Origin of the sequence: Oxalicibacterium flavum (assembly GCF_014635065.1) — a bacterium.
GTDB classification, from domain to species: Bacteria; Pseudomonadota; Gammaproteobacteria; order Burkholderiales; family Burkholderiaceae_D; genus Oxalicibacterium; species Oxalicibacterium flavum.
Genome location: NZ_BMCG01000002.1, coordinates 485249 through 498189 on the forward strand (window position 1 = coordinate 485249; position 12941 = coordinate 498189).

Genomic DNA, 12941 nt, shown 5'->3' on the forward strand with positions numbered 1-12941 from the left:
CACGTTGCGGCGCAGGTGACGTTCGCCGCCTGCCGCCTCGGCAATCGCACCGTGTTCCGGCATTCTGCCGGAACATCCGCTGTCGCATCCCCGCCAATAGCCGTGCAAATCAGTCGGAAATCCACCGCTTTGTGCGCCGATTCGTTTGCATTGCTACGTAGTTTTACTTATTCTTTCAGGCAGAACAGGAGAATCACCCCAGACACCCGGCCGGCCACACGGCACGCACCATCGCAGGAACTCCGCCATGAACAACACCTTTGGCCCCCGCCCCGTCGAATCCTCGAGCTGGCAACGCTGGAGCAAGGAAGCGCTCCATCTCTCCGGCAAGCATCTCGCCCTCAACGTCTGCCTCGTGCTCGCCACCGTCGGCCTGCTGTCGCCGTTCTCGCCGATGCTGCTGCTGATCATCTCGCCGGCGCTGGTCGGCATCTTCGTGCTGGTGGCCTACAGCGCCGACTCGTCCGAACCCGTGCTGACGACGCTCAAACGCGCTCCCGCCGGCATTCTGCGCGTCCTGCTGTGCTCGACGCTGGCGGTCACCGTCCTTGCGGTCGCCTTCTTCCTGATCGTCATGATCGTCAAGGGCACCGCCGTCGGCGGTCCCGCGGCGACCTCGACCTACGTGCCGCAGGACTACCAGATCAGCGACTTCCTGGTCGGCTCCAAGGCGCTGTTCTCCATCGGCCTGTGGCTGCTGGTAATCCTGCCGTGGTTCGCCATCCCGCTGATCGTCTGCACCGATCTGCCGCTGCGCCTGTGCCTGGACCATACCTTCAAGGCCTTCAACCAGAACAAGTTCGTCGTCATCGTGGTCTTCCTCAGCGCCCTGCTGATGATGGGCGGCGCCCTGTTTCACGGGCTGACCGTGGTGCCGCTGTTCCCCATCCTTGGCGGCTTGATGTACGCGGCCTATCGCCACATCTTCATGGGCATGCCGCCGCTGGAAACCAGCGAAGCCAAGAGCAAGGCCGGCATCTTCGACCGCTTTCTGCAGCCCAAGTGACCTCTCCCGCCGCGCATCGGTCTTGATGCGCGGAACTTCGCCTCCACATACCCTATCAGACTGACAACTGTCCTCTGGAGGCAAGCATGAACGATCAACTGGTGCTGGACCAGCCGCTGCAATCGGCCAAGAACCTGGCGTGGTGGCTCTACATCGGCCACGGCCTCAGCCTCGTGTTCTCGCTCGGCATGCTGTCCTTCGTGCCGCTGATCATCAACTACGTCAAACGCGGCGACACCGCCGGCACCTTCGTCCACAGCCATCACAGCTGGCAGATTCGCTCGTTCTGGTGGTACGTGGTCTGGGTGGTGGTCGGCGGCGTGCTGTGGATCACCTTCATCGGCATTCCTGCCGCGATGCTGGTGTGGGCGGTGGCGTGGCTGTGGAAGGCCTACCGGCTGATCAAGGGCCTGGTCGATCTGAACGAAAACAGGACCATGCCCTAAAACGACGTGCCGCTGCGCCTTGCAGCGGCACACACAGACCGGCACTGCAGAAATCGACCGCACTGCCAACGGCTGCGCGTAACCGGTACGCAGCGCGTCCCGCATGCTCGGTCCGCGCAGGTATCTCCCCTATAATGTCTGCTGATCAAGTCCACGGGCGGTGCCTGATGGCGCAGGCTCTTCATCGTCATGCGCACATCGATCCAGCCGGCATGCCGCCCGCTCCCCTGTTCTGTTTGAATGACGCCTTTGTTCGAGGAAGGAAACAATGATTCTTGGTATTGACGTGGGTGGAACCCATACCGATTCTGTACTGATGCAGAACGGGAAGATCCTCCGCAAATCGAAGGTCATGACCGACAAGAGCGACCTGCTCAAATCGGTCACGCTCGCCACCCATGCCGTGGCGCAGCCGGAAGACATCAAGCAGCTACGCCGCATCGTGCTCAGCACGACCATGACCACCAATGCCGTCGCCCAGCACCAGCTCGACCCGGTCGGCCTGATCGTCATGAGCGGACCCGGCGTCGCGCACCGCGACCTTCCGCTCAGCGACCGCGCCGCCTTCGTCAAGGGCTACATGAACCATCGCGGACTCGAAGCCGAAAGCGTCGATGAGGACGAGATTGTGGAACTCAAGACCCGTTTTGCCGAACAGGGCGTCAAGCACTTCGGCGTGATCGGCAAGTTCTCCACGCGCAGCCCGGCGCACGAACAGACCGTGCGCGCGCTGCTCGACGATCAGGCCAGTCACGTCACGCTCGGCCATCAACTGTCGGGCGAACTCAGCTTCCCGCGCCGCATCTCGACCGCCTACCTGAACGAAGCGGTCTGGCGTCTGCACAGCACCATGGCCGACCAGTTGCAGACCTACCTGCAGCAACTCGGTGTGGACGTACCGCTGTACATCCTCAAGGCCGACGGCGGCACCATCGACGTTGAACAATCTCGCCACTACCCGGTGCAGACCATCCTGTCCGGCCCGGCCGCCACCATCATGGGCGTGCTGCCCTATGCGCCGACCGACCGTGATTCGCTCTCCATCGACGTCGGCGGCACCACCACCGACATCGCGCTCTTTGCCGACGGCGCGCCGCTGCTCGAACCCAAGGGCGTGCAGATCGAGGAACACAAGACGCTGATCCGCGGCCTGCTCACGCATTCGATCGCCATCGGCGGCGACAGCCACGTGCAGGTGATCGACGGCAAGCTCGTCATCGGTCCCGAGCGCAAAGGCTCGGCCATGGCCTTCGACGGCCCGGTGCCGACGCCGACCGACGCCATGATCGTGCTCGGCCTCGCCGACATCGGCGACAAGGCCAAGGCCACCGCCGCCATCGACAGCATCGCCGCGCAACTCGGGCAGAGCACGCCGCAGGCCGCGCAAGCCATCATGGACCTCGCCTGCGAAACCATCGCCGCCAAGGTGCGCAGCATGATCGCCGAGGTCAACAGCAAGCCGGTCTATACGATCCATGAAATGCTCGAAGGCAAGGTGCTGGCGCCGACCGACGCCATCGTCGTCGGCGGTCCCGCGCCGTACATGGCAAAACAGGTTGGCGAACTGCTGAAGATGACGCCCGTGGTCCCCGGCGATTCGGACGTCATCAACGCCAGCGGCGCCGCCATGGCGCGCACCACAGTCGAACTGACGCTGATGGCCGATACCGAGGAACGCCAGATGTCGATCGCCGAGGAAGGCGTGCAGGCCGACATCCCGCGCAACTTCACGCTGGCCGACCTGATCGCCGTCGGCCGCGAAAAGCTCGAACAGATCGCCCGCGTCGCCGGTGCGCCCGAGGAAGACATCGAGATCGAAGTGGCCGACAGCCAGAGCTTCAACGTGATCCGCGACGGCTCCACCACCGGCAAAAACTTCCGCGTCAGGCTGCAGATCAAGCCGGGCCTGACCAAACATGCCATTCAGTAAGAGAGACACGCCATGACCAAGAAAACCGGACTGGTATTTTTCCCCGCCTACGACTACGCGATCTCGCCCAACCATCCCGAGCGCGAGGAACGCCTGCTCTATACGCAGGATCAGGTCAGAGAAGAAGGCCTGCTCGACTTCGACAACATCATCGAATTCAAGCCCGATCTCGCCACCGCAGAAGACATCAACCGCGTGCACTTCTGCGTGCCCAGCATCGACGAGCTCGTGCACGCCTCGCACCTGATCTCGGTCGGCGGCACGCTGACCGCGGCCGACAAGGTGATGAACAAGGAAGTCGATAACGCCTTCGCGCTCGTGCGCCCCTGCGGACACCACTCGATGCGCGTGGTGCACGGCACGCGCGGCTTCTGCACGCTCAACATGGAAGCCATCATGGTCGAGTACATCCGCGAGAAGTACGGCGACAAGAACGGCATCAAGAAGATCGCCATCGTCGATACCGACTGCCACCACGGCGACGGCTCGCAGGACATCTTCTGGCACGACCCGAACACGCTGTTCATCTCCATGCACCAGGATGGCCGCACGCTGTATCCCGGCTCGGGCTTCCCCGACGAGCTCGGCGGCCCCAATGCCTTCGGCACCACCATCAACCTGCCGATGCCGCCCAACACCTGCGAAGAAGGCTTCCTCTACGTGCTCGACGAGATCGTGATGCCCATCCTGGCCGACTTCAAACCCGACCTCATCATCAACTCGGCCGGCCAGGACAACCACTATTCCGACCCGATCACCAACATGAAATTCACGGCGCAAGGCTACGCGGTACTGAACGACCGCCTCAAGCCCGACATCGCCGTGCTCGAAGGCGGCTACTCGATCGAAAGCGCCCTGCCCTACATCAACACCGGCATCATCCTCGCGATGGCCGGCATGGACTATTCGCAGATCCGCGAACCCGACTACAGCGCCGAAGACCAGAAACAGGACCCGCGCATCAATGACTACCTGAAGAAACTCAAGGAAGTCACGTTCGAACGCTGGAACAATCGCAAGGCATTACGCGATCAGGTATATGGCAACCAGCCCTTCCACACGCGCGACCAGGACATCTACTACGACACGGCCGGCATCCGCGAATCGCAGACCGAGACCGTGCGCACCTGCGACGTTCCGGATTGCGGCGGCGCCGTCACCATCGAATCGCGCAACGAAAGCCGGCCACGGTTACCGGTGTTTGCGGTGCAGATTCCGCGGTTCTGCTGCCCGAAATGCCGGACGTGGGCGGAAGATCAGTACAACAAAGCGGAGAAGCGTTTGTACACGCAAGTGCTGCTGCAGGATAAGCAGAAGGATATGTACACGCAGAAGTAAATATTTTTACCTTTATGGATTTAGCCAATAGCTAGCCAAATACAAAAGTCCCGCGAATTGTGGGACTTTTTTGTAAATCTACCTAACTCTGTAGTTTCATTAAGAAAATCTTGTAAATAGAATTTAGGTACTTCTATATCAATCTGCTGTGGCACTACCCCCCATAGGAAAACAATATGTCGAGTTTGATACTGCAAATCCAATCTGAAGCCATGGATGGCTCAAGCTCTGTCGCTAGTCTTCTCCGAAAGGTGCGTGCAGCGGCCGTAAAATTGGATCTCGCAGACGAGCTGCAATGGATAACTTTGGAACTAAATGGTTATGATGACGTAGCCGAAGAGGATCTCCCCTCCTATCGAAAGCTAGTCGGTGAAATGAAGGTTAAGAATCCTTATCACGGACTTCAAACACTTCAATTTGCAGATGCGAAGCTTGCTGAGATAGTTACAGCTGCTCCATGTCGTCAATCAGTTGCAGAACTAGAGGCGCTACTTGCCTCAGGGAGTGGCAGCCTACATGTTCAGCTATCTCAAGAGCATATAAATTTGCTACTGCAATTGATGAGCGTAAAAATGGAACCAATCTTGAAGATAGAACGTACAGCGGTCATTAGAGTGTTAGACGCCGTACGCAATCTTGTTCTTAACTGGAGCCTTGAGATGGAGAAAGTCGGCGTTCTTGGAGAAAGTATGACGTTCAATACACAAGAAAAAATAAAAGCGCAGCCTGCGGGACAACAATTTTTTATTCAAAATGTCGGCGTGCTAGGCAACGTATCAGATCATGCAATAGTATCCAATACTCAGCATGCTTCCATGGCATTGGACCTCGATCAAGTTCGTGATGTAGTGGCGCAGCTCAATAATCTTATAAGCTCCTTACCAAACGCTACCAATCAGAGTCTCACGCCTATCCTAGCCGAGCTTAACGCTGAACTAGTGAAATCAGCTCCCACGACAAGCCGCATCAAAACACTATTGCAATCGGCAAAATCAATCTGTGAAGGGGCAACAGGCAACATTATTGCAAGCGGAGCGATCGCATTACTCACGCCATTGATTGGTCCCTGAAACCACCGATGGCCACATCGACATGCTCAACTTATGAACAATCAATCCCTAGCCAACTCAATGCAATATTGACAGACGTATTTGCGACAACCAGCTTCAACCTCATGTGCAGCTAGGTTTTAGATGCAATTTCTTGAATAAACAATTTAGATGCCCAAAGAAAAAAAGAAAAGCACCCTATTGGGTGCTTTTCTTTTTTCATAATCTACTTAGGCATAAGCTAAGTTTCGATCCGGCATAACCAACTCTCTCACTGGATGCCAACACGCCAATCTAGCGCCATCTGCTGACAATAATGCTGGCCGATCCTTGGTGCAACGCTCACCCGCATTATCACAACGCGGCGCAAAGCTGCATCCCGGCGGCAGCGCAGACAGGTCAGGCGGCGCACCGCGCACAGCCGGCAGCGGCTGGCCGCGATTCTCGGTACTGACGGTCGAACCGAGCAAACCCGCCGTGTAGGGATGACGCGGCGCGGTGACGATGCCCTTGACCGTGTTCTCTTCCACGATGCGGCCGCCGTACATGACGGCGATACGGTCCGCGACTTCCACTGCCGCGCCGATGTCGTGGGTGACGAAAATGACGGACATGCCGGTTTCCTTCTGCAGCTCGCGCAGCAGCAACAGGATCTGGATCTGCACCGAGGCGTCGAGCGCGGTGGTCGGCTCATCGGCCAGCAGCAGCTTGGGCTTGCACGAGAGCGCCAACGCGATCATCGCGCGCTGCCGCATGCCGCCCGACAGTTCATGCGGATACGCATCGAAGCGGCGCTTGGCTTGTGGAATCTGCACGCGTTCGAGCATTTCCAGCGCGCGTTTGGCGGCGGTCGCCTTGTCCACCTGCTCGTGCGCGCGGATCGTTTCGACGATCTGCTGGCCGATGGTATAGACGGGATCGAAGGCGAGGCCCGGTTCCTGGAAGATCATGGAGACCGTGCCGCCGCGATAGGCGTCGAGTTCCCTGCCCTTCAGCGCCAGCACGTCCTTGCCGTCGATCCGGATGCTGCCGCTGATACGCGTGGTGCGTTGCGGGTGCAGGCGCAGCAGCGTGCGCAGCGTGACGCTCTTGCCGGAGCCGGATTCGCCAAGCAGGCCCAGCACCTGCCCTGCCGGCAGGTCGAAGCCGATATGGTCGAGCGCGTGCGCCTTGCGGTTGCCGTGGAATTCCACGTTCAGGTCGCTGACGCGCACCAGGGGTTGATTCATGTCGTTCATGCTGCCACCTCTTCTTCGATTGCCGGCGCGCCGACCGCGCGGCTGTGGCCGGATGCCGCGCAGTTCATGTGACAGGCGACCACGTGTTCCTTGTTGCCGCCGACCGCGCCCAGGTAGGGAATCTTGTCGGCGCAGACGGCTTCGGCATACGGGCAGCGTTCGCGGAAGCGGCAGCCGCTCGGCGGGTTGATCGGGTTGGGCGGATCGCCCGCCAGCGGCGGCTGCTGGGTGCGGTGATCCGGGTCCATCGACGGCACGGCCGACAGCAGCGCGCGCGTGTAGGGATGGCGCGTGTTCTCGTAGATCGCTTCAACCGGGCCCTTCTCGACCACCTGCCCCATGTACATGACCATCACGTCGTCGCTGATGTAGTGCACCACGTGCAGGTCGTGCGAGATGAACAGATAGGTCAGGTCGTGCTCGGCCTTGAGTTCCTGCAGCAGGTTGAGGACCTGCGCCTGCACCGATTTGTCGAGCGCGGCAACAGCTTCATCGAGGATCACGAGGCGCGGCTCGAAGGCCAGCGCGCGTGCGATGTTGACGCGCTGGCGCTGGCCGCCCGACAGTTCGTGCGGATAACGTGAGGCGAACATGGACGGTTCCAGCCCCACGCGGCGCAGCAGTGCATGCGCGCGCTTGACGGCTTCCGTACGCGGTACGCCGTGCACCTGCGGGCCGTAGGCGACCGTATCGCCGATGGTCAGGCGCGGATTGAGCGAGGCGAAGGAATCCTGGAACACCATCTGCAGGTTGCGGCGGAAGTCCTTGAAGGCGATGCCGCCGAACTCGGCCACGCCCTCGCCGTCGAAGATCATGCTGCCGCTGTCTGGTTCCATCAGGCGTGCCACCAGCCGCGCGGTGCTCGACTTGCCGCAGCCCGATTCGCCGACGATGCCGAGCGTGCGGCCCTTGGCGACCGAGAAGCTCACGCCGTCAACAGCATGCACGAATTTCTTCTCCTTCTGCAGCAGGCCGCCGCGCACCGGAAAGTATTTCCTGAGGTCCTGCACCAGCAGCAATGGCTGGGCCGGTCCGCCCTTGTCCTCGGCGGGAAAGATCGTATCGTCGGTTTTCATTTGCGGATATCCATGGCTGAACGCACGCCGTCTGCCAGCAGGTTGAAGGCGATCGATGTGGCGAAGATGAGAATGCCGGGCAAGGCCGCGATCCACGGGTTGCGGAAAATGGCCGAGCGCAGCGTGTTGAGCATCAGGCCCCATTCCGGCTCGGGCGGACGCACGCCCAGGCCGAGGAAGGACAGGCCAGCCGCCAGGATCATGCTGACGCTCAGCAGGCCCGTCGCATAGACGAACACCGGTCCCAGTACGTTGCCGAGCACGTGGGTGCGGATGATGGAAAACGCATTGGCGCCGCTCATGCGCGCCGCTTCGATGTAGTCGAGCTTGCGCACCTGCGTGGTCACGCTTTCCGCCACACGCACGATCTGCGGCACGAACACCAGCGTCAGGGCGAGAATGCTGTTGCTCATGCCGGGGCCGAGCGCGCCGGAGATCGCAACCGCCAGCAGCACCGAGGGAAATGCGTAGAACACGTCGAGCACGCGCATGATGACCATGTTGAGGCGGCCGCCCACGTAACCGGCCAGCAGGCCGATCGAGGTGCCGATGCCGAAGGCGAACAGCACCGGCATCACGCCCATCAGCAGCGACAGGCGGCCGCCGTACATGAGGCGGCTCAGCATGTCGCGGCCGAGCTCGTCGGAGCCGAGCAGGTAGCCTTCGCTGCCGACGGGCAGCAGGCGCTTGATCATGCTGCCCTTGAACGGATCGGCCGGCGCCAGCCACGGCGCGAAGACGGCGGCGCCGACGATGATCACGATCACCAGCAAGGCACCCATCGCGACCGGGTCGCGCATGAGCTTGCGCAGTACGGTCTGCCAGTAGCCGCGCGACTGCGGCACCAGCGTGACTTCGGGCAGTGCCGGTCGTGAAAGGGATTGAAATACGGAAGCCATGAATGTCCTTTCAGCGACCCATGCGCGGGTCGAGCAGCGGTTGCAGGATATCGACCAGCAGGTTCAGCGTGACGAAGAACATGCAGAGCACGAGGATGGTCCCCTGCAGCAGCGGCATGTCGCGCTGGAAGATCGCGGTGTTCAGCAGGAAGCCGGTGCCGGGCCAGGCGAACACGGTTTCGACCAGGATCGAACCGCCCATCAGGTAACCGATCTGCAGGCCGGTCACGGCCAGCACGGTCGGCGCGGTGTTCTTGGCGATATGACGGAAGATCGCGCCGTTGCCGAGGCCGCGCGCGCGCAGCGCGGTGACGAATTCCTGTTCGAGCATATCGGCCACCAGCGCGCGCACGGTGCGCGTGATGATGCCCATCGGGATCACGGCCATCGTAGCAGCCGGCAGGATCAGGTGCTTGAGATGATCGATGTCCCATTGCCAGCCGCCGCCCGGTCCGGCGCCCATCGCGGGCAGCCAGCCGAGCCAGATCGAGAACACGATGGTCAGTACCAGTCCCAACCAGTAATGCGGAATGCTGACGCCGATCACCGAGAAGAAGGTGGCGATGCGGTCGATGATGCCGCCATGCCAGTAGCCGGCCAGCGCGCCGAGCACGCAGCCTGCGAGCACGCCGATCAGGCCGGCGGCGCCCGCCAGCAGCAGCGTATTGCTGACGGCGCTCATGACTTCGCTGACGACTTCGCGGCCCGACGCGATCGAGGTGCCGAGATCGCCCTGCACGGCGCGCAGCAGCCACAGGCCGTACTGCACCGGCACCGGCTTGTCGAGACCATAGGCGCTCTTGAGCGCGGCGATGACTTCGGCCGGCGCGTCGGCCGGCGCGATCGCATTGAGCGGGTCGCCGGGCGCGAGATAGACGAGCATGAAGGACAGCAGCGTCACGCCGAGCGCAATCGGAATCGCGTACAGCAGGCGCTTGATGATGTAGGTAAACATGGACGGCTTTCGATGATGCACTTGCGGTATTCGGCCGTGACGCGGATACGGCTTGCGCCGCACCGCGTCCGGGAGGACTTCAACTACTAACAACTACGGGTACTGCAGGTACTTCTACTGCGGGTGCTGCTACTTCAACTGCTCTTTCAACTGCGGAACAAATAAACCTGCTCCGGCAAGGTGTTACCGACTACTTCCAACACCACCGTCGCTCCCGCGCAGGCGGGAGCCCAGAGGCGGACTGGATTCCCGCCTGCGCGGGAATGACGGTGCGCTGTATTACACAGGCGAATACAGATCGCCCTTACATCCCGATCGTCGTCAGATCCTGGAACCAGTGCTGCGCCTGCACGAAGCGCTTGACCTTGGGCGAGATCGCGTGCGGGTTGACGTCATGCACGACCCACAGCATCAGCGCGTCATCAACCATGGTTTGGTGCACCTGCGCCAGCAGCGCATCCTGTGCCTTCACGTCGAAGGTGGTGCGTACCTGATCGAGCCAGCCATCGACCTTGGGATTGTTGTAGCCGCCCCAGTTCACGCCATTGGGCGAGACATAGCGGCTGTCGACGAAGCGCGTGATCGCGTAGAACGGATCGGCGGTCACGTAGCCAAGGTTGATCGCGGTGATGCCCTTGCCGGCATTGATGTCGCCCTTGGCACCGCTGCGCCAGTGGAGGTACAGGGTTTCGAGCTCGACCACTTCGAACGAGACCTGAATGCCGATCTCGGCCAGGCTCTGCTGGATGTACTCGTTCATCGGCAGCGACAGCATCTGGCCGGTGCCGCCCTGGGCGATCACGATCTTGGCCTTCAGCGGCTTGTTCGGACCGTAGCCGGCTTCGGCCATCAGCTTCTTGGCAGCCGCGAGGTCGTACTTGAGCTTGAAGGTCGGCTTGCCGAACCAAGGGCTGGTCGCGTCAACCTGACCCACGGCGGGAACCGCGAGGCCGTTCATCAGCGCCACGATGCCATCACGATCAACCGCCAGGTTGGCAGCCTTGCGCACGCGGATGTCGGTCCACGGCGAACCCGGATAGGTGCTGAAGTGGTACGGCCACACGTGCGGCGTGACGTTCTTGACGATCTTCATGCGGCCGGCTTCGAGCTGCGGCACCATGTCCGGCGGTGGCGTCTCGATGATGTCGACCTGACCGTTGAGCAGTGCGTTGGCGCGCGTCACGGCATCAGGAATCGGCAGCAGGACGATGCGGTCAGTCTTGGCCAGACGCGACTTGTCCCAGTAAGCGGTGTTCTTCACTAGTTCGGCACGCTCGCGCGGAACCAGCTTGTCGAGCTTGAACGGACCGGTGCCGGACGGCTGCGAGGCGAACTTGTTCCAGTCCTTGCCCAGCTTTTCCCACTGCGCGGGGCTGGAAACGAGGAACCATGGCAACTGGTACGGGAACAGCGCGTCGACGTCCTTGGTCGTGATCTCGACCGAGTAGTCGCCGAGCTTGCGGTAGGACGCGATCGACGGAATGCGCGGGCGCACCTGCGCGCTCTGCTTGGCGTCGAACTGCGGCGACTTCTCATTGAGGACCTTCTCGAGATTCCAGATCACGGCGTCGGCCTTAAAGTCCGAACCGTCGTGGAACTTCACGCCCTGACGCAGCGTGAACACCCATTTCTTCTGGTCCTTGGGGTCAACCTTCCATTCGGTGGCCAGGCCCGGAATCAGCTTGCCGGGACGCGAATCGATATTGGCTTCCCATGCCACCAGCGGATCGTAGATGGTATGGCCGGTGAACTGGTAGGCGCCGGCGCCGCGGTCGGGCTGGCCGGTGGTCAGCGGAATATCCGCCATAGAAATACCGTAACGGGCGACCGTTTCGGCCTGCGCGCCGGCATGCAGTGTCAGCGCAAGCGGCACGGCAACCAGCAAACGGGAAATCCATTTGTATGAGGGCATGGCAATCTCCAAGATGAGCGACACAAGAAAGATGTGACATGTCAGAGATAAGCACGTCGCATGCCAGCTTTTGCCATCCGGGAAGCACTGTTTAAATGCCGGTTGACGACGGTGCATGCCTGCCCGCGCAGCGCGCACGGATGCTGGTTCAGCGAAAGCGCATCCGCGCTGGCACCGTTTTGGAACAGGACTGACCAAACTGGGGCAATGCGCGGCATGCTGCCGCGTTCAAGCCAGATTCAAGCGAAAAGCGGTCCAGCCGGACCATTGAAGAAAAGGAAACGAAGGGAAGAAAATGCGTGTGCCGACAGCGTCAGGGCTTGATCGGCACTTCTGTGACGGCCTCGGGCAGGCCGGACTGGATCATCAACTGCACGCGACGGTTGCGCAGGCGCCCTTCCGCCGTGTCGTTGGAAGCGACCGGCTGATTGGCGCCATGACCGACCGCCAGCAGACGGCCTTCGGCAATGCCAGCATCGATGAACAGGCGCACCACGCTGCTGGCGCGTACCGCCGACAGCTCCCAGTTGGACGGGAACATCGGATTGCTGATCGGGACGTTGTCGGTATGGCCTTCGACCTGGATCTGGTTGTCGACCTGGGTCAGGACCTCGGCCACCGCGCGCAGCGTCTTCTCGGACTGCGGACTCAGCCTGGCCTCGGCCGGCGCGAACAATACGCTGGCATTGATCTCGACACTGACGCCACGTTCGGTCTGCGTCACGCGCACCTTGCCCTGGTCGACCAGCGGGGCCATCGCCGCCAGCAGGTTGCGCGCGATGCCGGTCATCTGCTCGCGCTCCTTCTTGATGGCGGCATCGTTATTGGGGCGGCGCGGCACCGGCAGCGGCAAAGGCAATGCCGGACGCTGCGATTCGATCGGACTGTCAACCACCGGCGCCTGCGGCCGCAGGCCGCTGAAGGCGATGCCCAGCGAATCGGAAAGAATGCGGTACTTGCCTTCGTTGACCGACGACACCGCATACATGACGACGAAGAAGGCGAACAGCAGCGTGATGAAATCGGCGTAGGAGACCAGCCACCGTTCGTGGTTGTCCTGATCGTCGTCGTATCGGCGTCTGCGTCGCATGA

At 61.3% G+C, this 12941-nt stretch carries 11 protein-coding genes; 5 read left to right on the forward strand and 6 right to left on the reverse strand.

The features are described from left to right. The first annotated feature begins 247 nt into the window (after positions 1–247). From IEV38_RS05790 to IEV38_RS05810, 5 genes are all read left to right on the forward strand, one after another. Positions 248–1006: a hypothetical protein gene (locus tag IEV38_RS05790; protein ID WP_188395212.1), complete on the forward strand. Its 759-nt coding sequence runs from the start codon at positions 248–250 to the stop codon at positions 1004–1006. An 86-nt stretch (positions 1007–1092) separates the two neighbouring features. Then, entirely contained in the window at positions 1093–1452 is a 360-nt protein-coding gene (locus IEV38_RS05795; protein WP_188395213.1) for a DUF4870 family protein, read from the forward strand. A gap of 268 nt (positions 1453–1720) precedes the next feature. Further along, the gene (locus IEV38_RS05800) at positions 1721–3382 is read left to right on the forward strand and encodes a hydantoinase/oxoprolinase family protein (RefSeq protein ID WP_188395214.1); all 1662 of its coding nucleotides are present in this window, start codon (positions 1721–1723) and stop codon (positions 3380–3382) included. A gap of 12 nt (positions 3383–3394) precedes the next feature. After that, positions 3395–4720 (forward strand): histone deacetylase family protein, encoded by a 1326-nt coding sequence (locus IEV38_RS05805; RefSeq protein ID WP_188395215.1) that lies wholly within the window; start codon positions 3395–3397, stop codon positions 4718–4720. Between the two features lie 176 nt (positions 4721–4896). Beyond that, on the forward strand, positions 4897–5790 hold the full coding sequence (locus IEV38_RS05810; RefSeq protein ID WP_188395216.1) for an AbiTii domain-containing protein: 894 nt from the start codon (positions 4897–4899) through the stop codon (positions 5788–5790). A gap of 209 nt (positions 5791–5999) precedes the next feature. Here the strand turns inward: IEV38_RS05810 and IEV38_RS05815 are convergent, their stop codons facing one another. The 6 genes from IEV38_RS05815 to motD all read right to left on the reverse strand — a co-directional run bounded on the left by IEV38_RS05815 (position 6000) and on the right by motD (position 12939). After that, the gene (locus IEV38_RS05815; RefSeq protein WP_188395217.1) at positions 6000–6998 is read right to left on the reverse strand and encodes an ABC transporter ATP-binding protein; all 999 of its coding nucleotides are present in this window, start codon (positions 6996–6998) and stop codon (positions 6000–6002) included. Between the two features lie 5 nt (positions 6999–7003). Then, the gene (locus IEV38_RS05820) at positions 7004–8083 is read right to left on the reverse strand and encodes an ABC transporter ATP-binding protein (RefSeq protein WP_188395218.1); all 1080 of its coding nucleotides are present in this window, start codon (positions 8081–8083) and stop codon (positions 7004–7006) included. Beyond that, positions 8080–8982: an ABC transporter permease gene (locus tag IEV38_RS05825; RefSeq protein WP_188395219.1), complete on the reverse strand. Its 903-nt coding sequence runs from the start codon at positions 8980–8982 to the stop codon at positions 8080–8082. The genes IEV38_RS05820 and IEV38_RS05825 overlap by 4 nt, the downstream gene beginning before the upstream one ends. Positions 8983–8992: 10 nt before the next feature. Continuing rightward, positions 8993–9937, reverse strand: coding sequence for an ABC transporter permease (locus IEV38_RS05830; RefSeq protein ID WP_188395220.1), 945 nt, complete (start codon positions 9935–9937; stop codon positions 8993–8995). Positions 9938–10241: 304 nt separating this feature from the next. After that, positions 10242–11849, reverse strand: a complete 1608-nt coding sequence (locus tag IEV38_RS05835; protein ID WP_188395221.1) for an ABC transporter substrate-binding protein — start codon at positions 11847–11849, stop codon at positions 10242–10244. Between the two features lie 313 nt (positions 11850–12162). Then, a complete protein-coding gene (motD, locus tag IEV38_RS05840) occupies positions 12163–12939 on the reverse strand; it encodes a flagellar motor protein MotD (protein ID WP_188395222.1) in 777 nt (258 codons plus the stop codon). Positions 12940–12941 lie beyond the last annotated feature (2 nt).